Below are 24,372 nucleotides of genomic sequence, written 5' to 3'. Positions count from 1 at the left end.
CTCAAGCCAGCGAACTCGGCCTGTCAGGCAGACCGAGATAGCTGGTTTTACGACTGCTTCGCAGTCGAGCGCGGGCAAGCCCGCTCGCCACCGGAGTGCCGGGGTGTCGCCAAGATCAGGTTCGCGGCCACAGAGGCATAAAAAAACGCCGCGGGCCCAAGGCCGACGGCGTTCTTCTCGTTACCGCAAGCACTTACACGGTGTGCAGGTACCAGTTGTACTCGAGGTCGGAGATGGAGTGTTCGAACTCCTCCAGCTCGCTCTCTTTACAGGCGACGAAGATATCGATGTATTTCGGATCGATGTACTTGGCCATGATCTCGCTGTCGTCCAGCTCGCGCAGGGCATCACGCAGGTTGTTCGGCAGGCTCTGCTCGTTCTGCTCGTAGCTGTTGCCTTCCACCGGGGCACCCGGCTCGATCTTGTTGGTCAGGCCATGGTGCACGCCCGCCAGGACCGCGGCCATCAACAGGTACGGGTTGGCATCGGCACCGGCCACCCGGTGTTCGATCCGCACCGCGTCGGACGAGCCGGTCGGTACGCGAATTGCCACCGTGCGGTTGTCCAGGCCCCAGCACGGCGAGTTCGGCACGTAGAACTGTGCGCCGAAACGACGGTAGGAGTTGACGTTCGGGCAGAGGAAAGCCATCTGTGCCGGTAGGGTCTCGAGCACACCGCCGATCGCGTGACGCAGTGCGGCGTTCTGCTCGGGATCCTCGCTGGCAAAGATATTCTTGCCTTCCTTGTCGAGAATCGAGATATGGACATGCAGCCCGTTGCCTGCCTGGCCCGGGTAGGGCTTGGCCATGAAGGTGGTATCCATCTCATGGTCATAGGCGATGTTCTTGATCAGGCGCTTGAGCAATACCGCGTAATCGCAGGCCTTGATCGGGTCGGCGACGTGGTGCAGGTTCACTTCGAACTGCGCCGGGGCACTTTCCTTGACGATGGCGTCGGCCGGGATGCCTTGCTCTTTCGCACCTTCCAGGATGTCCTGGAGGCAGTCGACGTATTCGTCGAGGTCGTCGATCAGGTAGACCTGCGTCGAGTGCGGGCGTTTGCCGGAGATCGGCGAGCGCGGCGGTTGTGGGCGACCGTTCACGTTCTCCTGGTCGATCAGGTAGAACTCCAGTTCGAACGCGGCGCAGATGGTCAGACCGAGGTCGTCGAATTTGCTCACGACTTGACGCAGGACTTCGCGAGGATCGGCGAAGAAAGGTTCACCTTCGAGTTCGTGCATGGTCATCAGCAATTGCGCGGTCGGGCGCTTTTGCCAAGGCTCATTGCACAGGGTGTCGGGGATCGGATAACAGATTCGGTCAGCATCACCGATATCCAGACCCAGGCCGGTGCTTTCCACCGTCGAGCCATTGATATCCAGGGCAAAAAGTGAGGCCGGCAGGTTGATGCCTTTCTCGTAAACCTTGTGGAGGCTGGTGCGTTCGATGCGCTTGCCGCGCACCACACCATTCATATCCGCAATTAGAAGGTCTACGTACAGAACCTCAGGATGATCCTTAAGGAACGCGTTCGCTTCGTTAAGCTGAACGGCACGCGGGGGTACCGACATGATGCAACACCTTTGTTGTTAAAAATATCAATCATTGATCTTTTCTGGTTTCAGTCAACCCGAACGGCATGCCGAAGTCAAGCGAGGCCTTTTTTGCCCTGAAAAAGCGCCGCAAGGGCTTTTTTGCGGCCTTTTGGGGCATTTTTGCGGGCTGCGCGGCCTCCGGCACCGCGGGCTTGAGCGGGCCGTGTTGTATTTTTTACGGGGGTGTTGTGTAAAAAAATGAACAAGGCTAAGCTCGATTGAAACCTATAACAGCAATAATACCGGGGTGTTTCATGTCTCGCCTGCCGTTGATCGGCGTCACCGCATGTTCCAAACAGATCGGTTTGCATGCCTATCACATCAGCGGCGACAAATACGTCCGTGCCGTCGCCGTCGCAGCCAAGGGGCTGCCGCTGATCCTTCCGGCCCTGGCCGAACTGTTTGAGCCGTCGGATATTCTAGACGGCCTGGATGGACTCCTGTTTACCGGCTCTCCCTCCAACGTCGAACCGCATTTGTACGGCGGTCCGGCCAGCGCGCCGGGCACTGCTCATGATTCTGCACGCGACCGCACCACCTTGCCGCTGATCCGCGCGGCGGTGGCGGCCGGCGTTCCCGTGCTCGGTATTTGCCGGGGTTTCCAGGAAATGAACGTGGCCTTCGGCGGCAGCCTGTATCAAAAGGTTCATGAGGTTGGAACCTTCATGGATCATCGTGAAGACGAATCCCAGCCAGTGGACGTGCAGTACGGCCCCGCGCATGCCATGCGCGTACAACCGGGTGGCCTGCTGGCGGGCCTCGGGTTGCCGGCACAGTTCCAGGTCAACTCGATCCACAGCCAGGGCGTCGACCGTCTGGCCCCGGGATTGCGCGTCGAAGCCACGGCGCCGGATGGCCTGATCGAGGCGGTGTCGGTCATCGCAGGCAAGACTTTTGCTTTAGGGGTGCAATGGCATCCGGAATGGCAGGTCGGCAGCAACCCGGTGTACCTGGCGATCTTCCAGGCTTTCGGCGATGCCTGTCGAAAACGCGCTGTACAACGCGACGCCGATGCGTCCAGGAACGCCTGACCGATAATAGACGTCAGGAAACCCAACCCAGAGGCATTTATGAGTAACAACCTCGACCAGCTCACCGATTGGTTGAAAGACCACAAGATCACAGAAGTCGAATGCATGATTGCCGACCTCACCGGCATCACCCGCGGCAAGATCTCGCCGACCAACAAGTTCATCGCCGAGAAAGGCATGCGCCTGCCCGAAAGCGTGCTGTTGCAGACGGTGACCGGCGACTATGTCGAAGACGACATCTATTACGAACTGCTCGACCCGGCGGATATCGACATGATCTGCCGCCCCGACAGCAATGCGGTGTACCTGGTGCCCTGGGCCATCGAGCCGACTGCCCAGGTGATCCACGACACCTACGACAAGCAGGGCAACCCCATCGAGCTGTCGCCGCGCAACGTGCTCAAGAAGGTTCTGAAACTCTATGCCGACAAGGGCTGGCAGCCGATCGTGGCGCCGGAAATGGAGTTCTACCTGACCAAGCGCAGCGACGATCCGGACTATCCGTTGCAACCGCCGATCGGTCGTTCCGGGCGGCCGGAAACCGGTCGCCAGTCCTTCTCCATTGAGGCGGCCAACGAATTCGACCCGTTGTTCGAAGACGTCTACGACTGGTGCGAACTGCAGGAACTGGACCTCGACACGCTGATCCATGAGGACGGCACGGCGCAAATGGAGATCAACTTCCGGCATGGCGACGCGCTGTCCCTGGCCGACCAGATCCTGGTGTTCAAGCGCACCATGCGTGAAGCGGCGCTCAAGCATGACGTGGCGGCCACCTTCATGGCCAAGCCGATGACCGGCGAGCCGGGCAGCGCCATGCACCTGCACCAGAGCATCATCGACATCGAGACCGGCAAGAACGTCTTCTCCAATGAAGACGGGACCATGAGCCAGCTGTTCCTGCATCACATCGGTGGCCTGCAGAAGCTGATCCCCGAGCTATTGCCGTTGTTCGCGCCGAACGTCAATTCGTTCCGCCGCTTCCTGCCGGATACGTCGGCTCCGGTGAACGTGGAATGGGGTGAGGAGAACCGCACCGTCGGCCTGCGGGTGCCGGATGCCGGCCCGCAGAACCGCCGCGTGGAAAACCGCCTGCCGGGTGCCGACGCCAACCCTTACCTGGCGATTGCTGCAAGCCTGTTGTGCGGCTACATCGGTATGGTCGAGGGCCTCAACCCGAGCGCCCCGGTGGTCGGTCGTGGCTATGAACGGCGCAACCTGCGCCTGCCGCTGACCATCGAGGACGCCCTGGAACGCATGGAAAACAGCAAGACCATTGAGAAATACCTGGGCAAGAAATTCATCACAGGCTACGTCGCGGTCAAGCGGGCCGAGCATGAAAACTTCAAGCGCGTCATCAGCTCGTGGGAGCGGGAATTCCTGCTCTTCGCCGTCTGATGCGCCGGGCGCGGTAGCCGAAGACCGCGCTCTTACTGGAATCTAGGAGAACCGTATGACCAGCAACAACCCGCAAACCCGTGCATGGCAAGACCTGAGTCGTGATCATCACCTGGCCCCTTTCAGCGACTTCAAGCAATTGAGCGTCAAGGGCCCGCGCATCATCACGCACGCCAAGGGCGTTTACCTCTGGGACAGCGAAGGCCACCAGATCCTCGACGGCATGGCCGGCCTCTGGTGCGTGGCCATCGGCTACGGTCGCGATGAACTGGCCGACGCCGCCAGCAAGCAAATGCGCGAGCTGCCTTATTACAACCTGTTTTTCCAGACCGCCCACCCGCCGGTACTGGAGTTGGCCAAGGTAATTTCCGAGATAGCCCCTGAAGGCATGAACCACGTGTTCTTCACCGGCTCCGGCTCCGAAGGCAACGACACCATGCTGCGCATGGTCCGCCACTACTGGGCGATCAAGGGCCAGCCGAACAAGAAGGTCATCATCAGTCGCAAGAACGGCTATCACGGCTCCACCGTGGCTGGCGCGAGCCTGGGCGGCATGACCTACATGCACGAACAGGGCGACTTGCCGATCCCGGGCATCGTCCATATCCCGCAGCCATACTGGTTCGCCGAGGGCGGCGAGATGAGCCCGGAAGAGTTCGGGGTCTGGGCCGCCAACCAGTTGGAAGAAAAAATCCTGGAACTGGGTGTCGACAACGTCGGGGCGTTTATCGCCGAGCCGATCCAGGGCGCGGGCGGGGTCATCGTGCCGCCGGACAGCTACTGGCCGCGCATCAAGGAGATCCTCGCCAAGTACGACATTCTTTTTGTCGCCGACGAAGTGATCTGTGGTTTCGGTCGTACCGGTGAGTGGTTCGGTAGCGATTTCTATGGCCTCAAGCCGCACATGATGACCATCGCCAAGGGCCTGACCTCCGGTTACATCCCCATGGGTGGCCTGATCGTGCGTGACGAAGTGGTCGCGGTGCTCAACGAGGGTGGCGACTTCAACCACGGCTTCACCTATTCCGGGCATCCGGTGGCGGCTGCCGTGGCCCTGGAAAATATCCGTATTCTGCGCGAAGAAAAAATTATCGAACGCGTCCACAACGAAACGGCACCCTATTTGCAGAAGCGTCTGAGGGAACTGAACGATCACCCACTGGTGGGTGAAGTTCGCGGTGTGGGTCTGCTGGGGGCCATCGAACTGGTCAAGGACAAGGCCACCCGTGCGCGGTATGAAGGAAAAGGCGTCGGCATGATCTGCCGGCAGTTCTGCTTCGACAATGGACTGATCATGCGTGCCGTCGGCGACACCATGATCATCGCGCCGCCACTGGTGATCAGCAAAACCGAGATCGACGAGTTGGTGGCCAAGGCACGCAAGTGCCTGGATCTGACCCTGAGTGCGTTGCAGGGCTAAGTGCTAGGCTCTGAGCCGGAAGCACGGTGTAGGTGCTTTCGCTCAGAGTAATCAGAAAGGGCGGCCTTTTCTTGAAAGGCGGCCTTGGATCTTGCCAGACTAGCCTCACTGTTTCGAGTTGCCCGGGAATCGGCTGCCGAACAGCGGGTTAAAAAGAATAATTGGAGCATGACGCATGAAGGCATTAGGTAAGAAAGTAGCCGGCAATACTCTCCTCGCCCTGTCGTTGGCGGGTGCGATGGCCGGTGCCGCCCACGCGGACGACAAGGTGCTGCACGTATACAACTGGTCCGACTACATCGCACCAGACACTGTTGCCAACTTTGAAAAAGAGTCCGGCATCAAGGTGGTCTACGACGTATTCGACAGTAACGAAACCCTGGAAGCCAAGTTGCTGGCCGGCAAGTCCGGTTACGATATTGTCGTACCTTCCAACAACTTCCTGGCCAAGCAGATCAAGGCCGGTGTCTACCAGGAGCTGGACAAGTCCAAGCTGTCCAACTACGACAACCTGAACAAGTCGCTGCTCAAGGCCGTCTCGGTCAGCGACCCAGGCAACAAACACGCATTCCCATACATGTGGGGCTCGATCGGCATCGGCTACAACCCGGAGAAGGTCAAGGCCGCGCTGGGCGTGGACAAGATCGACTCCTGGGACGTGGTGCTCAAGCCGGAGAACCTCGCCAAGCTCAAGAGCTGCGGCGTGAGCTTCCTCGATTCGCCGACCGAAATGCTGCCGGTGGCCCTGCACTACCTGGGTCTGCCGACCGACAGCCAGAAGAAGGAAGACATCAAGAAGGCCGAGGATCTGTTCCTGAAGATTCGTCCTTCGATCACCTACTTCCACTCGTCCAAGTACATTTCCGACCTGGCTAACGGCAACATCTGCATCGCCGTCGGTTACTCGGGTGACGTCCAGCAGGCCAAGTCCCGCGCGGCCGAGGCCGGTGACAAGGTGAAAGTCAGCTACGCCATTCCGAAGGAAGGCGCGGGCAGCTTCTATGACATGGTCGCCATTCCTAAAGACGCGGAAAACGTCGAGGGTGCCTACAAGTTCATGAACTACCTGCTGCGGCCGGAAGTCATGGCTGCGATCACCGACAGCGTGCGCTTCCCGAACGGTAACGAGAAGGCAACCGCCTTGGTTGACAAGAGCATTACCAGCGACCCGGGCATCTATCCGCCGGCGGATGTGCAGGCCAAGCTCTATGCCATTGCCGACCTGCCTGCCGCGACCCAGCGCGAGCTGACCCGCAGCTGGACCAAGATCAAATCGGGTAAATAAGTCGATTTGAGACAAGCCACGGGAGCTGTGCGGTCTTTGGCAGCTCCCGCGGATTGAATCTTGTATGAATTGAATCAACGGAAAACTTTGCTGGAACGTTTTATCGAGGGTAAGTTGCGTGCCGGTTTTGTTGTCGGGCTATTTATCAGCCGCGTGACACGGGCAACTCAGGCCCAACTATTTAGAGGACCTTCACTTGTTTATTTCTTTATTTCGCAACGCCATGCTGGCGGGCGTAGGCCTGACCTTGGCGGTCAGCGCGCAGGCGGCGCCGACCGTGCATATTTATAATTGGTCGGATTATATCGGGCAGACCACCCTGGCCGATTTCCAGAAAGCCAGCGGTATTGTGCCGGTCTATGACGTCTTCGATTCCAATGAGACCCTGGAAGGCAAGTTGCTGGCCGGCCACACCGGCTACGATGTGGTCGTGCCGTCCAACCACTTCCTCGGCAAGCAGATCAAGGCCGGCGCGTTCCTGAAGCTCGACAAGTCGCTGCTGCCCAACTCCGCGAACCTCGACCCGGCGCTGATGAAACGCCTGGAAAAGAACGACCCGGGCAACCAGTACGCCGTACCTTATCTGTGGGGCACCAACGGCATCGGCTATAACGTCGAGAAGGTCAAGGCGGCGCTGGGCGTCGACAAGATCGATTCCTGGGCGGTGCTGTTCGAGCCGGAGAACATCAAGAAACTCTCCAGTTGCGGCGTGGCGTTCCTCGACTCCGCCGATGAGATGCTGCCGGCGGTGCTCAACTACATGGGTCTGAGTCCCAATAGCACCAACGAAAAAGACTACGTGCAGGCCGAAGAGAAGCTGCTGAAGGTCCGGCCTTACATCACCTACTTCAACTCGGCCAAGTACATTTCCGACCTGGCCAACGGCGAAATCTGCGTGGCGGCCGGGTTTTCCGGCGACATCTTCCAGGCCAGGAAACGGGCTGAAGAAGCCAAGAAAGGCGTGAACATCGCCTACGTGATTCCCAAGGAAGGCGGCAACCTCTGGTTCGACATGCTGGCGATCCCCCGGGATGCCGGCAACGTCAAGGAGGCTCACGCCTTTATCAATTATCTGCTGCAACCTGAAGCGATTGCCCAGGTCAGCGATTATGTCGGTTATGCCAACCCGAACCCAAAGGCTGGCGCTCTGATGGATCAGTCCGTGCGTACCGACCCAGCGGTTTACCCATCGCAAGCGGTACTGGACAAGCTGTACGTCAATGCTGAGCTACCCCCGAAAATCCAACGTTTGATGACCCGCAGCTGGACCAAGGTCAAGTCGGGCCGATGATGCCCGTGGGTCGAACCATCCAAAGCCGGGTCACTCAGGCCCGGCGGCCAAATCTTGTTGGGAGTTTTACAAATGGCAGTTGCCTCCGGCGCCTATAAGAAAGCCCTCGAGGGCGACCAGACACCTAAACAGGTACTGGTCAAAATCGACCGGGTCACGAAGAAGTTCGATGAGACGATTGCCGTGGACGATGTGTCCCTGGAAATCAAGAAGGGTGAGATCTTCGCCCTGCTCGGCGGATCGGGCTCGGGTAAATCCACCTTGCTGCGCATGCTCGCCGGTTTCGAGCGCCCGACCGAAGGGCGAATTTACCTCGACGGCGTCGACATTACCGATCTGCCGCCATATGAGCGGCCGATCAACATGATGTTCCAGTCCTACGCGCTGTTTCCGCACATGACCGTGGCGCAGAACATCGCCTTCGGCCTGCAACAGGACAAGATCCCCAAGGCCGAGATCGACGCCCGCGTGGCCGAGATGCTCAAGCTGGTGCAAATGAGCCAGTACGCCAAGCGCAAACCGCACCAGCTGTCCGGCGGCCAGCGTCAGCGCGTGGCGCTGGCCCGTTCCCTGGCCAAGCGGCCGAAGCTGTTGTTGCTCGACGAGCCCATGGGTGCTCTGGACAAGAAGCTGCGCTCGCAAATGCAGCTTGAGCTTGTCGAGATCATCGAGCGCGTTGGTGTGACCTGCGTCATGGTGACCCACGACCAGGAAGAGGCCATGACCATGGCCGAGCGGATCGCCATTATGCACCTGGGCTGGATCGCCCAGATCGGCAGCCCGATCGACATCTACGAAACCCCGACCAGCCGCCTGGTTTGCGAGTTCATCGGCAACGTCAACATCTTCGAAGGTGAAGTGGTGGATGACGCCGAAGGTTACGCGCGGATCGCCAGCCCGGAGCTGGAGCGCGACATCTACGTCGGCCATGGTGTCACCACCTCGGTCCAGGACAAGCATGTCACCTACGCGATTCGTCCGGAAAAACTGCTGGTGACCCCGGTACAGCCGACCTGCGAGTACAACTGGTCGCGGGGCAAGGTTCACGACATCGCCTATCTGGGCGGCCACTCGGTGTTCTATGTCGAGTTGCCTTGCGGCAAGTTGGTGCAGTCGTTCGTCGCCAACGCCGAGCGCCAGGGCCAGCGTCCGACCTGGGGTGATGAAGTCTACGTGTGGTGGGAAGACGACAGCGGCGTGGTACTGCGTTCATGAAACTAAAATCCCTGATGCGACGAATAACCCCCAGTGGCCGCCACGCGGTCATCGGGATTCCCTTCCTGTGGTTGTTCCTGTTCTTCATGCTGCCGTTCTTCATCGTCCTGAAGATCAGCTTCGCCGAAGCGGACGTGGCGATTCCGCCCTATACCCAGATCTACAGCTTCGTCGAACAGAAGCTGCAAATCATGCTCAACCTCGGCAACTACACGATGTTGGGGGACGACGACCTGTACCTGGCGGCCTATCTCGGTTCGCTGCGGATGGCCTTCTTCAGCACGCTGCTGTGCCTGGTGATCGGCTACCCGATGGCCTATGCCATCGCCCGGGCGCGCAAGGAAGTGCAGACCGTGCTGGTGCTGCTGATCATGATGCCGACCTGGACCGCGATCCTGATCCGCGTCTACGCCTGGATGGGGATTCTCAGCAACAACGGGCTGTTGAATGCGTTCCTGCTGTGGACCGGGCTGATCAGCGAGCCGCTGCAGATTCTCAATACCAACCTCGCGGTCTATATCGGGGTGGTCTACTCCTATCTGCCGTTCATGATCCTGCCGCTCTACGCCAACCTGGTGAAACACGACCAGAGTCTGCTGGAGGCCGCCTCGGACCTGGGCTCGAGCACCTTCAACAGCTTCTGGAAGATTACCGTGCCGCTGTCCAGGAACGGCATCATCGCCGGTTGCATGTTGGTGTTCATCCCGGTGGTGGGTGAGTTCGTGATCCCCGAACTGCTCGGCGGTCCGGAAACCCTGATGATCGGTAAAGTGCTGTGGCAAGAGTTCTTCAACAACCGTGACTGGCCGGTGGCCTCGGCGCTGGCGGTGGTGATGCTGGCGATCCTGATCGTGCCGATCATTCTGTTCAACCGTAGTCAGGCCAAGGAAATGGAGGGCAAAGAATGAAGCGCTTCAGTTTTTCAAGCCTGATGCTGGTGCTGGGTTTGCTGTTCATCTACGCACCGATGCTGATCCTGGTGATCTACTCGTTCAACGCCTCGAAGCTGGTGACGGTGTGGGGCGGCTGGTCGATCAAGTGGTACGTCGGCCTGCTCGACAACATCCAACTGATGGGCTCGGTGGCCCGTTCGCTGGAAATCGCCTGCTACACCGCGGTGGCCGCGGTGGCGCTGGGAACCCTGGCGGCATTCGTCCTGACCCGCGTCACCCGCTTCAAGGGGCGCACGCTGTTCGGTGGCCTGGTGACGGCACCCCTGGTGATGCCGGAAGTGATTACCGGTCTGTCGCTGTTGCTGCTGTTCGTGGCCATGGCCCAATTGATCGGCTGGCCCCAGGAGCGTGGCATCGTCACCATCTGGATTGCCCACACGACCTTCTGCGCGGCCTATGTCGCGGTGGTGGTGTCGGCGCGTCTGCGTGAGCTGGACCTGTCCATCGAAGAGGCGGCCATGGACCTGGGGGCCAAACCGTGGAAGGTGTTTTTCCTGATCACCATCCCGATGATCGCGCCGTCGTTGGCGGCGGGGGGCATGATGTCCTTTGCGCTGTCCCTCGATGATCTGGTCCTGGCCAGCTTCGTCTCGGGGCCGGGCTCGACCACCTTGCCGATGGAAGTGTTCTCGGCGGTGCGCCTGGGCGTGAAGCCGGAGATCAATGCCGTGGCCAGCCTGATTCTGTTGGCGGTGTCGTTGGTGACCTTCCTGGTCTGGTACTTCAGCCGCCAAGCCGAAGAGCGCCGCAGGAAAGCCATCCAGCAGGCGATCGAGGAAGGCGCGGCGGACTCCTGGAAACAGCCGGACGTGCGACGGGCGCCGGTGGCGGAGACCGTGTAGGTCCGCAAGGGCTTCGTGGCGGTGCGGCGTCCCGACAAGCTCCGCTCCCACAAGGGTTTTGAGTCGTACCTGATTTTTGTGTACGGCCACGAGCCCCTGTGGGAGTGGAGCTTGTCGGGACGCCGCACCGCCGCGAAGAGGCCCTCAAGACCGCCGACAACTCCGTGCGCTAGCCACGATGTTCCCGGGGCTTATTCAGCCCAAGGCGAACGCCGAATCACCTCCACAAAATTCATCGGCTTGAAGGTCGCATCCTTGTCCTTCAGCACATCGGTCTTCACGTTGCCGAAAGTGCTCAGCGGACGATGGCGCAGCCCCTCGGCAAACGCGCAGATGATGCACTCCTTGAACCCTTCGCCGCGTGGGTGCGCATGCACCACCGCTTCGCGCTGGGCGCTTGGAAAGGCCGCGTAATCCATCCCCAGCACATCCATTTCCACCCCGGCCGTGACCAGTGCTACCGTCGGGCGCAGATGCTGTGGCACCCCCGGTGTGGTGTGCAGGGCAATCGACAGCCAGACCTGTTCGATATCGTCGTCCGAGAGCCCATAAGGCTGCATGAATGCCTTGGCCGCGTTGGCACCGTCGACTTCGAAACGTTCGTCATCGCTGCGATGGCCTTCCACCAGGCCGAGGTCGTGGAACATCGCGCCCACATACAAAAGCTCCGGATCGTAGGCCAGTTGCTTGCGCTCGCCGCTCAGGGCGCCGAACAGGAAGACCCGGCGCGAGTGGTGGTAGAGCAGATCGTTTTCCACGTCGCGGATGTATTCGGTGGTGGCCTTGGCCAGGGTGCTGTCGGGGATCTTGATGCCGGCGATGTTGTTGCTCATGTCGAGATTTCCTCTGGGGTGCGCGCGGATGGCGCTGATGGGTTCAGTCTGGCGTCGGGGGCGGATGGCAACAATCGACACAAGGTGGCGAATCCAGCCATGCCGGGCGGGTTTAGCGCCAGCGCGTGTACGCGAGAGAGGCGGCTGTCGCATCGGCGGGAGGCTTGCGTTACCGTAAGACCGACCCCCATAGGGTCTAGTGTTGGAAGCGAACTCTCGAAAACACTGTGCTCCCTGCAGGAGCAGGGCTTGCCGGCTCCCAGGGGATCGCGTTTAACCTTGGTTGATTGGCAGCGAGGCCCGCCCTATGACCCGAACCCTTGCCGTGGTGGTGTTCCCCGGCGTCCAGGCCCTGGATATCAGCGGACCCATGGACGTCTTTGCCGAAGCCAACGGCTTCCTGTCCCCTGACGCCCAGTACCGGCTGGAAGTGATCGGCGTCGAGCGCGGCTGGCTGGCCTGCTCCAACGGCCTGGCGATCCAGGCGCATCGGCATTTCAGCGAGGCCACGGAACCTTATGACCTGTTGCTGTGTGCCGGCGGGCCGAGCTTGCCGGGGCTGGATTTCGGTGAGGCTTTTCATGCCTGGCTGCGCGCGGCCAGCGCCCGTGCCGAACGCTTCGGTTCGATCTGCAACGGCGCTTTCATGCTGGCCCGGGCCGGACTGCTCGAGGGGCGTATGGTGACCACCCACTGGAGTGATGCGTCGGCGTTGGCGGCGTTGTGCCCGGCGGCGCGGGTCGAGGCCGATCATTTGTATGTGCAGGACGAGCGGCTGTTCACCTCGGCGGGGGTGACGGCGGGTATTGATTTGTCGTTGTACCTGCTGTCACAGGATCACGGTGCGCAGGTGGCGCTGAAGGTCGCCAAGCGGCTGGTGGTATTCACCCAGCGCTCGGGTGGGCAGTCGCAGTTCAGCCCTTACCTGGCGCCCTATGCCGAGGCCGCGTCGCCAGTAGCTCGGGTGCAACAGTATGTGTTGGCGCATCTGAGCGGAGATTTGAGCATTGCCGAATTGGCGCGGGCGGTGAACATGAGTGCGCGGAATTTCTCCCGAGTGTTTGCCCGCGAGGCGCAGGTGACCCCGGCGGAGTTCGTCGAACGGGCGCGGGTGGATGCGGCGCGGGTGATGTTGGAAAGCGGCGGCGCGCCATTGAAGACCGTGGCCTACGAGTGCGGTTTTCGCGACGCGCACCATCTGCGCAGTGTGTTCCAGCGCCGCCTGGGTGTGACGCCACAGCAGTTTCGGCGGCATTTTGCAGGCCTGGTCTGAATCAGCTGTTGTCTCGGAGGACGCCTACGCCATAGTGTTCTATCGGGCCGGCAGCAGTTTCAGGACGCTACGGGTATTGGCCGCCACCTCCACTTCATCCAGGCGCACCTGCTCATAGCCGCCTTCGATATAGGTCTCGGCCTGGTCGTCGTAATACTTGTCGAACAACACCCCGCTTTGCCCCACCGGGTTGATGGTCAGGCTGTGCTCGGGGTCGGCGAAGTCAATGAGTCGGCGGGTCGACGGCCCATAGGTCACCGGCCAAGGCGCCGGGCCGATCTTCGCCGACTGATTGTTCGGCACCTCGTGGCTGCCCGGGGCATCGAACGGTCCGACGTTGAACAGCCAGTCCAGCGGCTTCTGGCGGCCCAGCGGATGCTCATGGGTCAGGGTATGGGCCTGGCCCCAAACCCAGCCAGCGGGATCGTCGCCATAGAGCTTCTTGAGGTGCGCGATGCTGGCCTGCCAGGCGATCTTGACCGTCTCGGCGCGCCCCTTGCCCCACCACGGCGAGCGCTCATCGGCGGCCAGGCGTGGCAGGGCGGCATCGACCAAGCGGGTGCTCAGCAGTGCATTGAAGTAGTCAGCGCCGAGCTTGTCGTGCATCGCTGCATAGGTCAGGTCATAGAGAAACTGGTTGAACAGCGTGGCGTTGGTGGAGCTCATCGGGTAGTCGCCTTTCCACAGCGCCAACTGTTCCACCAGCTTCAGCTGCGCCGGGTCCTTCACCACTTCGCGCAGCACCGGCAGCAGCGGCTTGAGCAGGCGCGGGCCGTAGTCGGTGGTGGTGCCCAGTTGCAGTTTCTGGCTGTTTTCCAGGCCCCAGCGCACGCTGTTGTCGCTCAATTGCCGGTTCAACTGCTGGCCGCGATCGGCGAGGTTGTAGTAACCAGGAATCTCCATGCCGGTGGGCGACGCCGGCTGGGCGTTGGCCGAGACGATATAGCCGCGCGCCGGGTTCTCTTCCTGGGGGTTGGCGCTGAACGGGTAGAAGCCATCCTTGTCGGCATCGCCGCTGCCGCCGTCGAGGATAAAGCCCGGGTTGACTCCGACCGGGCGCTTGGGCAGCAGCGCCGCCGCCCACCAGCCGATATCGCCCTTGGCATTGGCCCATACCACGTTGAGCCCAGGGGCCTGGATCTTCGACGTGGCCGTGCGGGCCTTGTCCAGGGTGTCGGCGCGATTGAGCTCGTAGAAGGCCTCGAGGATCGGGTTCGGTGTGTCGAGAAAGGCCCACCACATTGCGATCGGCTGGGTTCCGCCATTGGCGCCCAGGGCGTCATTGACGATCGGGCCGTGGGGCGAGCGGCGCAGGGTCACGGTGACCGGGGCCTGGCCCTTGACGGCGATCTGCTGCTGGCTGCTGGTCATCTCGACCCACTGGCCGTGGTACCAGACCTGGTTGGGGTTATCCGGGTTGGTCTTCTCGGCGATCAGGTCGAGGTCGTCGTTCTGGAACATGGTCAGGCTCCAGCCGAATGCCTGGTTGTTGCCCAGGAAGGCGAAGGGCACCAGCGCCTGGTGATAGCCATACAGCTCAAAATTCGGGGCCGAGAGATGCGCCTCGTACCAGACCGAAGGCGTCGAGAAACGGATATGCGGATCGCCCGCCAGCAACGGCTTGCCGCTCTTGGTCCGGCTGCCGGAAACCGCCCAGGCGTTGCTGCCTTCGAACTGCGGCAGGCCGGCGTGTTCCAGGGCCTGGTCGCTCAGTCGGGCCAGGGCGCCGAGGTTTTTCCAATCGGCATCGGCCAGCGCTGTCGGAGTGGCGAGCATGCCCTGGGGGCGCCATTGCAGGTCGAACACCTTCAGGTAGTCGGCGCCGAGCGTGTCGCGCACATACGTCAGCAGCGGCTCGCTGCGAAAGGCGGCGGCGAAGCTGTAGGCCAGGTAACCGGCGATGCTGATGGTATCTTCGGCGCTGAACGGTCGCTTGTCGATGCCGAGAAGATCGAGCTCCACGGGCCTGGCATGAGTGGCCTGATACTGATTGATGCCGTCCAGATAGGCTTGCAGGGCCTTCCAGCTGGCGGATTGCTTGTCGAGTTGGGCGACGTACTGGTCGGCGCGTTCGCGAATGCGCAGGCCGCGGAACAACTTGTCGGTGTCCACCAGTTTGGGACCGAGCACCTCGGCCAGTTCGCCGCGGGCCAGACGGCGCATGATTTCCATCTGGAACAGTCGGTCCTGGGCCTGCACGTAACCCAGGGCGCGGTACAGATCGGCTTCGTTTTCGGCGCGGATATGTGGCACGCCACGGTCGTCGTAGCGCACCGTGACCGGTCCTTGCAGGTTCTGCAGCGTGACCTGACCCTGACGCATCGGCTGTTTGCTCTGGACGTACCACAACCCACCCCCGGCAATGGCGGCGATCAGGACGGCGAGAACGGTCAGGCTGCGTTTCATGCATGAATCCTTGTGGCTGCCGGGACTGGGCGGGGAAGGTTTAGCACAGGAGGGTATGCGGATGCATCGGCTGGACGGGCGATTACTGTAAAAAGTCCGGTTCGGCCTGCGCGGTACACCTTGTGGGAACGGAGCTTGCCCGCGAAGAGGACCGTGAGACCGCTAAAGGCTTCGCGGACAAGCTCCGCTCCGACAGGTACTGTGCCTTACAAGGGATTGTGTTGGGGCGGCAGCCACGGGCAATAGCAGCCCACCGCCATGTTATGGGTGGCATTCACCGCGCGGCCTTCGCTCAGCGCCTGCAGGATCGGCTCGATAAAGCTGTTGCTGGAATTGCAGGTGGCACCCTGGCTGTAGGGGCCGAAGTAAGCCAGCTTGCCGGCGCGGTCCCAGATCGCCACCGCCGGACTGACCGTCAACTGCTCGGCCCCCGGCAGGCCGGGTAGCGCCTGGATCGAACTCAAGGCGGCTGGCAACTGGCCGTGGGTCCCGGGTTTCTGCACCGAGTAGAACTCGACGCCCAATGGGGCGAAACGCTCGATCAACTCGCTCAAATGCTGCTGGTTACCGACATTGCAGGGGCAGGTCGGGTCCCAGAAGTGCACCAGGCGGATCTTGCCCGGCCCGGCCAATTGCGCCGGCAGGCTCAGGCTGTCACCGGCGAATAGCGCGGTCTGCTCGCTGAAGGCGCGGATATAGCGGCCCTGGAACCACGCATAGGCGAACCACAGGCCTGTCGCGCAGATCGCGGCGAGCAGACCGGCGAGTAATGTCTTGTGACGTATCTGGGGCATGGCGATTCGGTCCTCGAAGGTCGCGTAGCTTGCCATGCCTGCCCTGACAGATGAATATCGCAGGTCTGTGAAACGCCTTTGGTGTTGTCGTGTCCTTGCCTGGAAAGCCTATGCCCGTCACCTTTGCCGCCGATTCCCTGCGTTCCAGCCTGCGACCCTTGGTCGCGGCGCAGCCCTTGTCGGAAGAGGCGCGGGCCTACCAGCGCTTCTACGGCCTGGACCTGCCCCAGCGTAATCCGCCCGCCGCCAGCCGTTTGGGCCGCTTCAACTGCGGCGACTTCGAGCTGGTCAGCCAGCTCTGGCTGCCGGCGTCGCCGGTGGCAACGCTGTTCCTGCTCCACGGTTTCTACGACCACATGGGCCTGTACCGCCATATCGTCGACTGGGCGCTGGACCAGGGCTTCGCGGTGATTGCCTGCGACCTGCCGGGCCATGGCCTGTCCAGTGGCGAGCGGGCCAGCATCGACGACTTCGCCCAATACCAGCAGGCATTGCAGGGCCTGTTCAACGAGGCCCGCGGCCTCGATCTGCCGCAACCCTGGCACCTGTTCGGCCAGAGTACCGGCGGCGCGATCGTCATCGACCATCTGCTCAGGCACGGTGGCGACAGCCCGGCCCAGGGTCAGGTGATCCTGCTGTCGCCGTTGGTGCGGCCGCGAGCCTGGGGCTGGTCGAAGCTCAGCTATTACCTGCTCAAGCCCTTCGTCAACGGCATCGCCCGGCGCTTCAGCGAGAACACCAACGACCCGGCGTTCATGCCGTTCCTGCTCGCCGACCCGTTGCAACCGCAACGTCTGCCGACGGCCTGGGTCGGTGCCCTGGCGCGCTGGATCCCCGCTATCGAGTCGGCGGCGAAAAGCCCGCGACGACCTTTGATCGTACAAGGGCAGGCCGACATGACCGTCGACTGGGCGCATAACCTCGCCGTGCTACGGAGCAAGTTCGACCGCCCCGAGATACTGCTGTTGGCCGAAGCCCGGCACCACCTGGCCAATGAAATCCCGGCCTATCGCGAGCGCTATTTGCGCTTTCTCAGCGAGCACCTGCAGCCATGACCCAGGAGCCCACCATGACCGACCGCCTGCCGCAACGCGCCGACTATCGCCACTTCCAGCCGATCATCACGCGCTGGCATGACAACGATGTCTACGGTCACGTGAACAACGTCACCTACTACAGTTTTTTCGACACGGCGGTGAACACCTACCTGATCGAACAGGGCGGCCTGGATATCCATGACGGCGAAGTCGTCGGCTTCGTGGTCAGTTCGGCCTGTGACTACTTTGCCTCGATCGCCTTCCCCGAGCGCATCGAGATCGGCCTGCGGGTCGGCAAGCTGGGCAACAGTTCGGTGCAATACGAACTGGCCGTGTTCAAGGCCGGTGAGGACGACGCCTGCGCGGCCGGGCGCTTTGTTCACGTATTCGTCGATCGCGCCTCGAACCAGCCGGCGACCATCCCCGCCGCCCTGCGCGAGGCGCTTCAGTCGTTGAGCTGAATGATTCCTTCGCGCACCGCGAACAGTACCAGGCCGGCAATATCGTGAATCCGTAGTCGGTGCATGATCTGCGAGCGATGCGCCTCCACGGTCTTGATGCTCAGGCCGAGTCCGACCGCGATCGAGCGGGTACTCTCGCCCCGGGCGATCAGTCTGAGGATTTCCAGTTGCCGGGCGGTCAGCGCGACCTGGTGGGCGCGGATCGGTTGGCTGTGGGTCTGGCGCACCGCCTGGTCGACCACCAGCGGTACCACGGCCGAGGACAGGTACTGGCCGCCATGGCGCAAGGCCTTGAGCGCCAGCTCCAGCTCCAGCACCGTGGCGTTCTTCAGCAGGTAGCCGTGGGCCCCCAGTTGCAGGCACTTCATCACGAAGTGGCTGTCGGTGTGCATCGACAGCATCAGCACCTTGCTGCGCGGCGCGCGTAGCGACAGCTCCTTGAGCGCCGCCACGCTGTTCATGCGCTCCATGGACATGTCCAGCAACACGATATCCGGCTTGAGCCGCGAAGCCAGTTCGATCGCCGCCTGACCATCGCCCGCTTCGCCGACGATTTCGTATTCTTGTTGTTTTTCCAGCAGTGCCTTGATACCCGCGCGAAACAGCGGGTAATCGTCGGCAAGCAGTATTCGACAAAGCATAAGCTCAAGCCCAATGACGCAAAGGAAAGGGCGCAGCCGCCTCGGCGTGCTGCGGTGGTTTATGTCGGGGTCAAGGGCCGGATGCCTTATATCTGGCCACTTGACGAAACAATACGTCCACCGAAGGCTTGTGCCGTCAGGCCGGCGGGCCGTCGAGTGCCGTGTTGAACGAGGGCCGTCTCCAAGCCGTCACGTGATAACTGCGAGCCGGATGGTCACACGGCCGCCGACCGGGCAAGTCGCCGCCGGGGTGCAGAAACAGCAACGGCTTCATAGGCGTTCGTAGACGGCGGGACTGAGCAGCCGCACCGGCACGTCGAGGCCGTGGATGCTTTCCGCATGACCGATGAATAGCAGCCCGCCGGGACGCAATTGGCTGACCAGGCGCTGTACGATGCGCTGCTTTTCCTCATTGTTGAAATAGATCAGCACATTGCGCAGGAAGATCACGTCGAACAACCCCAGGTCATCGGGCAGTGGTCGGACAATGTTGATCTGCCGCAGGCTGACCCGCTCGCGCAGGACCGCCTGGACCCGGAAGTAGCCACTCATGTCACCGCTGCCACTGAGGCAATGGCGGTGCAGCCAGCCCTGAGGAAAATATTTCGCCTGGGCCATGTTGTAAATGCCGTCGCCGGCCTTCTCCAGCACGCTCAGGCTCAGGTCGCTGGCGAGGACCGACCAATCGCCGTTGTGCAAATGTTCCTGGGCGACCATGGCCAGGCTGTAGGCTTCTTCGCCGGAGGAACAGGCCGCGCTCCAGCATTTCAACGGTGCTTGTCGAGCGGCCAGCCAACTGCCGAGATAGTCGAAGTGCGGATGCTCACGGAAGAAATAGGTTTCGTTGCTGATCAGTAGCTCCACCACCAGCCGTCGCTCATTGAGATTCGGTGGCTGGTCGAGCAGACGCAGGTAGTCGGCGTAGTTGTCGAGCCGGTAATGGTGCAGGCGCTGGGTCAGGCGCTCGGCCATCAACGGCCTCTTGTTCGGCGCCAGGACGATTCCCGAGGCATCGGCCATGAGCTTTTGCAGACGGCGGAATTCGCTGTCGCCGAGGGGCGGCGGCGTGAGCTCGCTGGACATTTCAGTTGTCCTGGGCCACAGCCAGGCCGAGCTGGCGGATAGGGGCCAGGGATGGCGGCGGGTTGCATTGTTCGCCACTGGGCATCGGTCAGTCCTCGTTCGGGGCGGCGGGGTACAGCGATTCCAGGTTCAGCAGCCTCAGCTGTTCGTGCACCGCGGGCGAGACCCGCGACACGGTGGTCGGCTGGTCGATGGACGACAGGGCGCGCTGAATCGCCAGGAGCAGTTGCGCACCGCTGCTGTCCAGTTCGTTCAGACCGCCCAGGTCCAGCTGCCAGGGCCCTGCCGGCAACGGCAGCAGGCCGAGCAACTGATCGCGGGCGGCGCTGACCTCGGCCCCGCTCAGGTTGCCCGTCAGATGCAGTTGTGCCGGGGTGTCGTGCTTGGCGAGGCTCAGTGAGAACATGGCGAGATCATCCCGGCAACGTGTTCACGGCCGTCCACTATTCGTCCGGGCTCTGACCCGGGATGAACACGGGCTGGCATGTGTACCGGTCGAGGTCGGTATCGGGCACTGGCGTAAGGGGAGGGCTTGCTGCAACGGTCGAACGTGGTGTGACACGCAAGGCGAGGGCGATCACCATGACAATGATCAGGTGTGCCGTTGAGAAGGGACTGCCTGAAGTACCGCCCGACAGTACTTGGCCCGATGCCTGGCCAGACTCCAAGATAGATCCGCATCTCCTGCTTCCATTGCATAGCTCAAGGTCGGCGGATCATATAGGTAGCATATTGATGTCAATATCGGGATAACCCTTAATCCGACGAGGCAGGCGACCTGGTTTTTTGCGGCTGGAACGGTTTTTTAAACTGACTGCCCCGCTAGGTATCAGAGCCTTTGTTCAACAATCACGCTGGCTGCTGAGGTCATGGCAGCAAAGCTCTAATCGGCGGCTTCTAGGAATTTGGCTTAAGGTTGGGTGATAGAAAAGATGTAATGGTTTGTAATTCGGCGACTCGTTCGAACAGCGGCTCGGACGGCTTCTTTGCCGCTCGTCCTGCCATGCCCTCTGGGAGCGAAAGCAGGGGGAGACGTCCCCCCCTGTTACGGACGGTCAGTCGTCCCAATGCCGGCGATGCTTGCGATGACCATAAGCGTGACCGCGATGTTCGCCACGGTAGTCACGGCGGTCGCCACGGTAATGGCCGCCTTCGCGATCGCTGGAGTTACCCATGTAGTTGCCCAGCGCGCCACCCGCGCCGCCGCCAGCGGCGGCGCCGATCAGGCTGCCATTGGTACCGCCCATGCTGCGGCCGACCACGTTGCCGCCGGCGGCGCCTAGGGCACCACCGATGGCGGCTTCGCCACGGCTGTGTTTGTTCGCGCCCACCGCACTACCGCCAGCACCACCCAGGGCCGCGCCGATGGTCGAGCCGGTGTTGCCGCCCAGGGACTGACCGACGGCCGAGCCGAGCACCCCGCCCAGCGCGCCGCCGATACCGGCTTCGGCGGTTCCACCGGCGCAGGCAAAGCCACTGGCCAGGCTCAGGGACAACAAGAGAATCGACGAGAACTTCATGCGAGAGGAGCCTCAAAGGGATGACGGCGCGATCCTGAGGCTTGTGTGGGAAACGTTACAATCGAAATCCGACGAATAACACGAGTTGTATACAAAATCATAACTTACTGTTTTTACTGGGGAACTTAGTTGGTCTAAGTCAGTCCCATGTCGCTTGAACACACTCATTTTGCGCGTCCCGCGCAGCTGAAAGGGCTGTTCAAGGCCTAGCGTCGGTTCCAGAAAATCGATTCGCTCCAGCGTTTTTCCATCCCATAGAACTGCTGCCGGTTGTCCAGGTAAGCGGCATAGATCCGTGTCAGTAGCTCGGCATAGCCTGGTAGTGCCGCAGGGTCGCCTTGCAACGCGGCATGTACTGCCTGGGCGCAGTGTTGGCCGCAGTACAGTGCGGTGGCAATGCCTTGCGAGGACAGCGGGTCGAAAGACAAGGCCGCGTCCCCGACGGCCGCCCAACGTAAGCCGTGGAACACCGAGAGCCGCCCGCTGCTGGCGTCCATGCCGTGGACCGAGGTGCCAGGGCGATAGTCGTGCGCCTGGCACAGCGACGACAACAGGCGTGTCTTTGCCAACTGCCGCCACAGGCCTTCGCCGTTCAGCAGCTGCTGGCGATCAAGCAGGTCGAGATCGCCGAGGTAGGTCACCAGTCGTTCTCTCGACGGCAGCAGTACGCTGTACCACCAGCCGTTCTCGACGGCCTCGACCAGGGTCCGGCCATCTTGGTCGGTACCTTGCGAACTGTGTAGCAACAGGTAGAACGCCACCAGCCGATCATCGCTCAGGCGCTGCGCGCCCTGCTGGCGTGCGAACACTGCCGGGCGACCTCCGGCATCGATCAGCCAGCGGCAGTGGGCCGGCTGTTCCTGGCCGTCACGGGCCAGACTCAGGCGGAAGCCGTCCTCGTCGGGTGTCTGGCTCAGTCGGGTGGATTCGTGAACCGATACCCCGAGCTGTCGCGCCGCCGCGCGTAGTTGGCTGTCGAAAACAGCACGGTCCAGTTGAAAGCCCTGGCCATGGGTGTGAAAGATAAAGTCGTCCATGTGCGGCTCGTCCGAGCCCCACACGGAGACATTGCCGTAGCTGCGGCGATGCCCGGCGGCAAGAAAACCGTCGAGCACCCCCAGGTCATTGAGTAGCGAGCGCGCCGAAGGCGGAAAACCTTCGCCGACCCGAAAGCGCCCGGGGGCTGTCGAGTCGGCCAACAGCACCCGCCAGCCGAGGCGGGCGAGGGTGATCGCGGTCGCCGAGCCGGCGGGGCCTCCGCCGACAATGGCTACGTCGTAGCGCACCATCTAGTCCGAACGACGCCGGGACCTGAGTGCGTGCGCCTGTGCGGCCTCTTCCGGACTGCTGAAGTTGGCGCCCCTCGACACCCGTCGAGTGCTTGCGGTAGCGGTCGCGGCGAGCAACGGCTGGCCGGCGAGTGTCTCGTCGGTGGGGATATCCGGCCCATAACTGGCAACCATCATGGTGTCGGGATACAGCGGGCTGTTGGCGATACCTGCCCGGACTTCCAGCAACCCCATGGAGCCGAAGATATCCACCATGGCTTGCATCTGTGCGGCGGTGTCGGTTCCCGGGCCGTCGACCAGCAGCGGTGCGTTCCAGTTGCTCCGATCGACAAAGGCATCCAGGCGTGATTCGGGCGGCAGGGCCGGGTCGACGACCTGAGCGTAATCCGCGTCGCTGAGCACCTGGTTGGGTACCCGGGCCGGCCAGAAGGTCGCGGTGAACGGGTTATAGGCGGTGTCGTACCCACCCCGGCAATAAGCGGTGTCGGCCTGCCAGGGCAGACCCATCCAGCGGTTCAGATCGCCGGGGGCCTGTCCGTACAAAGGGCCACCGATGGCCAGTGCCTGGGTCTGGTCCAGGGTTGCTCCGTAGTCGGGTTGCGCGCTACCGGCCGGCCGCTGGCGAATGCGCCAGGGCTTGGCGTACAGCGGCAGGTGGCGCATCGGCCAGGTCATTTCGCAGCCCGGGTGGAAGGCATCGGCCAGGCAGAAGTCCAGGGCCGCGCGATCGAGCATCGCCGGTTGTTCAGCCAAGGGTACCGAGTCCAAGTGCCCCGGCGGTGGATCGTTGGACCAGTCGGCTTCGAAGTGGCCGTCCGCCCAACGGCTGAGGGCCAGGTACTGGGTCTGGGTAATCGAGGCATTCTGCCGTGGGCTCGGGTTGTCCGCTAGCTCCATGTAGTCGCCATAGATCCACGGCCAGGGCAGCGGATTGCTGTCGGTCGGCTGGGGCAGGCGGAAGCTGTTGAGGATCTGGCGGCGGGTTTCAGCGTAGAGGTCGTAGTTGTTCGGTAAGGGTTTGCGGGCCAGTTTGGCGATGAACGCCGGGTCCTCGAAGTTGTAGGGGCCGCTGTGGCCGAATTGGGTGGCAAAGCCCTGGTTGACCCATTGCAGGCCCGACAGGCGTTGCAGGATCGGGTAGACGTCGTGGCGGAACGAGACAGTGGTTGGGGCCTTCAGCCAACCGGCCTGGATAAACAGGTCATAGGTCAGGTCGTACAGCGTTCGCACGCTCTTGACCTGCGGTGCATAGTTCGGCGGCGCGGTAACGACCCAGGCCGATTCCACCGGGATCGCGCGCCCGCCGATGCTGACCTGGGCACTGACCGAACCGTCCGAGGTATCGTCGTACCAGCCGTCGGCGTTGATGAAGCTGTTGTCGTCGGCCGGGTTGAAGATCGGTGTGTCTTTGGGCGAAGCCGAAACACCGCGCCCGCCGAGAAACAGCAGGCGGCCCTGAGCGTCCGTGAGCAATTCGCCGAGGTAGACCGGCGTGCCCTGGAATGTTCCGTTGAATTCGACACCTGAGGCATTGGCCCCGCTGATGTGCTGCAGGCCGCCGTCAATGGTCAGTTCGTTCCGGGCCTGGGCGCCGGTGACTGTCGCATTGCGCAGGGGGAGCACCACGCTGGCGGCTTCGGGGATGTCCATCGCCAATTGCCATTGAAACCACTGCGCCTTGCTGTTGGCGACATGGGCCGACCAGACGATGTCGGCGTTTTCAGCGGTCAGTTCCGCGACCACTTCTCCGGCCAGGTTATAGCCATAGATCCGGAACTCGGCGGCCTGGCGCTTCAACGCGCCCTGGGCATCGCGGTAGAACCCCAGGGGCTCGGGGCGCGGGGAGGTGACCTGGGGCCCGACAAAGTATTCCGACTCGCTGTTGCCGACCCGCGCCACGCCGATGGCAGGGTGAATCGCGGCGCTGACGATGCGATTGTCTTTGCTGGCGAGGGAAGGGGTGTCGCCGTGGTGGTGCGTGGTATGACCGGGTGTGATCGACATGA

General features: G+C 62.0%; 21 protein-coding genes. 11 read left to right on the top strand and 10 right to left on the bottom strand.

Going from position 1 to position 24,372, the window contains the following annotated elements; genetic code table 11:
* Positions 1 to 193: 193 nt before the first annotated feature.
* A complete protein-coding gene (locus PFEN_RS29335) occupies positions 194 to 1,570 on the bottom strand; it encodes a glutamine synthetase family protein (RefSeq protein ID WP_191490061.1) in 1,377 nt (458 codons plus the stop codon).
* A 278-nt stretch (positions 1,571 to 1,848) separates the two neighbouring features.
* Here PFEN_RS29335 and PFEN_RS29330 point away from each other — a divergent pair, with 278 nt between their 5' ends.
* The 8 genes from PFEN_RS29330 (at position 1,849) to PFEN_RS29295 (ending at position 11,029) form a co-directional block, all read left to right on the top strand.
* The gene (locus PFEN_RS29330; protein WP_191490060.1) at positions 1,849 to 2,625 is read left to right on the top strand and encodes a gamma-glutamyl-gamma-aminobutyrate hydrolase family protein; all 777 of its coding nucleotides are present in this window, start codon (positions 1,849 to 1,851) and stop codon (positions 2,623 to 2,625) included.
* A gap of 39 nt (positions 2,626 to 2,664) precedes the next feature.
* On the top strand, positions 2,665 to 4,023 hold the full coding sequence (locus PFEN_RS29325; protein WP_191490059.1) for a glutamine synthetase family protein: 1,359 nt from the start codon (positions 2,665 to 2,667) through the stop codon (positions 4,021 to 4,023).
* Between the two features lie 55 nt (positions 4,024 to 4,078).
* Positions 4,079 to 5,443, top strand: coding sequence for an aspartate aminotransferase family protein (locus PFEN_RS29320; protein ID WP_191490058.1), 1,365 nt, complete (start codon positions 4,079 to 4,081; stop codon positions 5,441 to 5,443).
* Positions 5,444 to 5,618: 175 nt separating this feature from the next.
* On the top strand, positions 5,619 to 6,728 hold the full coding sequence (locus tag PFEN_RS29315) for a polyamine ABC transporter substrate-binding protein (protein ID WP_191490057.1): 1,110 nt from the start codon (positions 5,619 to 5,621) through the stop codon (positions 6,726 to 6,728).
* A gap of 196 nt (positions 6,729 to 6,924) precedes the next feature.
* A complete protein-coding gene (locus PFEN_RS29310; protein ID WP_191490056.1) occupies positions 6,925 to 8,019 on the top strand; it encodes a polyamine ABC transporter substrate-binding protein in 1,095 nt (364 codons plus the stop codon).
* A gap of 72 nt (positions 8,020 to 8,091) precedes the next feature.
* Positions 8,092 to 9,234 carry an ABC transporter ATP-binding protein gene (locus tag PFEN_RS29305; protein ID WP_191490055.1) on the top strand — a complete coding sequence of 381 codons (1,143 nt, stop codon included), beginning with the start codon at positions 8,092 to 8,094 and terminating at the stop codon, positions 9,232 to 9,234.
* A 14-nt stretch (positions 9,235 to 9,248) separates the two neighbouring features.
* Positions 9,249 to 10,142, top strand: a complete 894-nt coding sequence (locus PFEN_RS29300; protein ID WP_412071497.1) for an ABC transporter permease subunit — start codon at positions 9,249 to 9,251, stop codon at positions 10,140 to 10,142.
* Positions 10,139 to 11,029 carry an ABC transporter permease subunit gene (locus PFEN_RS29295; protein WP_191490053.1) on the top strand — a complete coding sequence of 297 codons (891 nt, stop codon included), beginning with the start codon at positions 10,139 to 10,141 and terminating at the stop codon, positions 11,027 to 11,029. The genes PFEN_RS29300 and PFEN_RS29295 overlap by 4 nt, the downstream gene beginning before the upstream one ends.
* Positions 11,030 to 11,220: 191 nt before the next feature.
* On the opposite strand, the gene PFEN_RS29290 is transcribed toward PFEN_RS29295, so the two are convergent.
* Positions 11,221 to 11,862 (bottom strand): HD domain-containing protein, encoded by a 642-nt coding sequence (locus tag PFEN_RS29290; protein WP_191490052.1) that lies wholly within the window; start codon positions 11,860 to 11,862, stop codon positions 11,221 to 11,223.
* A 307-nt stretch (positions 11,863 to 12,169) separates the two neighbouring features.
* Between PFEN_RS29290 and PFEN_RS29285 the strand changes: the two genes are divergently transcribed.
* Positions 12,170 to 13,135 (top strand): GlxA family transcriptional regulator, encoded by a 966-nt coding sequence (locus tag PFEN_RS29285; RefSeq protein ID WP_191490051.1) that lies wholly within the window; start codon positions 12,170 to 12,172, stop codon positions 13,133 to 13,135.
* A 39-nt stretch (positions 13,136 to 13,174) separates the two neighbouring features.
* Here the strand turns inward: PFEN_RS29285 and PFEN_RS29280 are convergent, their stop codons facing one another.
* Together PFEN_RS29280 and PFEN_RS29275 are read right to left on the bottom strand one after the other, a co-directional pair.
* Positions 13,175 to 15,541, bottom strand: a complete 2,367-nt coding sequence (locus tag PFEN_RS29280; protein WP_191490050.1) for a penicillin acylase family protein — start codon at positions 15,539 to 15,541, stop codon at positions 13,175 to 13,177.
* A 206-nt stretch (positions 15,542 to 15,747) separates the two neighbouring features.
* The gene (locus tag PFEN_RS29275) at positions 15,748 to 16,335 is read right to left on the bottom strand and encodes a DUF6436 domain-containing protein (protein ID WP_224771083.1); all 588 of its coding nucleotides are present in this window, start codon (positions 16,333 to 16,335) and stop codon (positions 15,748 to 15,750) included.
* A 110-nt stretch (positions 16,336 to 16,445) separates the two neighbouring features.
* On the opposite strand from PFEN_RS29275, the gene PFEN_RS29270 reads away from it, so the two are divergent.
* Together PFEN_RS29270 and PFEN_RS29265 are read left to right on the top strand one after the other, a co-directional pair.
* Positions 16,446 to 17,390, top strand: coding sequence for an alpha/beta hydrolase (locus PFEN_RS29270; protein ID WP_191490048.1), 945 nt, complete (start codon positions 16,446 to 16,448; stop codon positions 17,388 to 17,390).
* A gap of 14 nt (positions 17,391 to 17,404) precedes the next feature.
* Positions 17,405 to 17,833 carry an acyl-CoA thioesterase gene (locus tag PFEN_RS29265; RefSeq protein WP_191488869.1) on the top strand — a complete coding sequence of 143 codons (429 nt, stop codon included), beginning with the start codon at positions 17,405 to 17,407 and terminating at the stop codon, positions 17,831 to 17,833.
* Here the strand turns inward: PFEN_RS29265 and PFEN_RS29260 are convergent.
* The 6 genes from PFEN_RS29260 to PFEN_RS29235 form a co-directional block, all read right to left on the bottom strand.
* The gene (locus tag PFEN_RS29260; RefSeq protein WP_191488868.1) at positions 17,818 to 18,474 is read right to left on the bottom strand and encodes a response regulator transcription factor; all 657 of its coding nucleotides are present in this window, start codon (positions 18,472 to 18,474) and stop codon (positions 17,818 to 17,820) included. The genes PFEN_RS29265 and PFEN_RS29260 overlap by 16 nt on opposite strands.
* Positions 18,475 to 18,744: 270 nt before the next feature.
* Entirely contained in the window at positions 18,745 to 19,557 is an 813-nt protein-coding gene (locus tag PFEN_RS29255) for a CheR family methyltransferase (RefSeq protein WP_191488870.1), read from the bottom strand.
* Between the two features lie 88 nt (positions 19,558 to 19,645).
* Positions 19,646 to 19,963, bottom strand: coding sequence for an STAS domain-containing protein (locus PFEN_RS29250; RefSeq protein ID WP_191488871.1), 318 nt, complete (start codon positions 19,961 to 19,963; stop codon positions 19,646 to 19,648).
* A 649-nt stretch (positions 19,964 to 20,612) separates the two neighbouring features.
* Positions 20,613 to 21,077, bottom strand: coding sequence for a glycine zipper domain-containing protein (locus PFEN_RS29245; protein ID WP_191488866.1), 465 nt, complete (start codon positions 21,075 to 21,077; stop codon positions 20,613 to 20,615).
* 206 nt (positions 21,078 to 21,283) lie between these two features.
* Positions 21,284 to 22,363, bottom strand: a complete 1,080-nt coding sequence (locus PFEN_RS29240; protein ID WP_191490047.1) for an NAD(P)/FAD-dependent oxidoreductase — start codon at positions 22,361 to 22,363, stop codon at positions 21,284 to 21,286.
* Positions 22,364 to 22,366: 3 nt separating this feature from the next.
* The gene (locus PFEN_RS29235) at positions 22,367 to 24,370 is read right to left on the bottom strand and encodes a LodA/GoxA family CTQ-dependent oxidase (RefSeq protein WP_191488874.1); all 2,004 of its coding nucleotides are present in this window, start codon (positions 24,368 to 24,370) and stop codon (positions 22,367 to 22,369) included.
* Positions 24,371 to 24,372 lie beyond the last annotated feature (2 nt).

Origin of the sequence: Pseudomonas sp. FEN (genome assembly GCF_904067045.1) — a bacterium.
GTDB lineage: Bacteria > Pseudomonadota > Gammaproteobacteria > Pseudomonadales > Pseudomonadaceae > Aquipseudomonas.
The sequence above is the reverse complement of the archived record's forward strand: the minus strand, read 5'-3'. Positions and strand labels throughout refer to the sequence as shown.

Coding starts and splice junctions, on each gene's coding strand:
- PFEN_RS29335 (WP_191490061.1), bottom strand. CDS start 1,570: ATGTCGGTACCCCCGCGTGCCGTTCAGCTTAACGAAGCGAACGCGTTC.
- PFEN_RS29330 (WP_191490060.1), top strand. CDS start 1,849: ATGTCTCGCCTGCCGTTGATCGGCGTCACCGCATGTTCCAAACAGATC.
- PFEN_RS29325 (WP_191490059.1), top strand. CDS start 2,665: ATGAGTAACAACCTCGACCAGCTCACCGATTGGTTGAAAGACCACAAG.
- PFEN_RS29320 (WP_191490058.1), top strand. CDS start 4,079: ATGACCAGCAACAACCCGCAAACCCGTGCATGGCAAGACCTGAGTCGT.
- PFEN_RS29315 (WP_191490057.1), top strand. CDS start 5,619: ATGAAGGCATTAGGTAAGAAAGTAGCCGGCAATACTCTCCTCGCCCTG.
- PFEN_RS29305 (WP_191490055.1), top strand. CDS start 8,092: ATGGCAGTTGCCTCCGGCGCCTATAAGAAAGCCCTCGAGGGCGACCAG.
- PFEN_RS29300 (WP_412071497.1), top strand. CDS start 9,249: ATGCGACGAATAACCCCCAGTGGCCGCCACGCGGTCATCGGGATTCCC.
- PFEN_RS29295 (WP_191490053.1), top strand. CDS start 10,139: ATGAAGCGCTTCAGTTTTTCAAGCCTGATGCTGGTGCTGGGTTTGCTG.
- PFEN_RS29290 (WP_191490052.1), bottom strand. CDS start 11,862: ATGAGCAACAACATCGCCGGCATCAAGATCCCCGACAGCACCCTGGCC.
- PFEN_RS29285 (WP_191490051.1), top strand. CDS start 12,170: ATGACCCGAACCCTTGCCGTGGTGGTGTTCCCCGGCGTCCAGGCCCTG.
- PFEN_RS29280 (WP_191490050.1), bottom strand. CDS start 15,541: ATGAAACGCAGCCTGACCGTTCTCGCCGTCCTGATCGCCGCCATTGCC.
- PFEN_RS29275 (WP_224771083.1), bottom strand. CDS start 16,335: ATGCCCCAGATACGTCACAAGACATTACTCGCCGGTCTGCTCGCCGCG.
- PFEN_RS29270 (WP_191490048.1), top strand. CDS start 16,446: ATGCCCGTCACCTTTGCCGCCGATTCCCTGCGTTCCAGCCTGCGACCC.
- PFEN_RS29265 (WP_191488869.1), top strand. CDS start 17,405: ATGACCGACCGCCTGCCGCAACGCGCCGACTATCGCCACTTCCAGCCG.
- PFEN_RS29260 (WP_191488868.1), bottom strand. CDS start 18,474: ATGCTTTGTCGAATACTGCTTGCCGACGATTACCCGCTGTTTCGCGCG.
- PFEN_RS29255 (WP_191488870.1), bottom strand. CDS start 19,557: ATGTCCAGCGAGCTCACGCCGCCGCCCCTCGGCGACAGCGAATTCCGC.
- PFEN_RS29250 (WP_191488871.1), bottom strand. CDS start 19,963: ATGTTCTCACTGAGCCTCGCCAAGCACGACACCCCGGCACAACTGCAT.
- PFEN_RS29245 (WP_191488866.1), bottom strand. CDS start 21,077: ATGAAGTTCTCGTCGATTCTCTTGTTGTCCCTGAGCCTGGCCAGTGGC.
- PFEN_RS29235 (WP_191488874.1), bottom strand. CDS start 24,370: ATGTCGATCACACCCGGTCATACCACGCACCACCACGGCGACACCCCT.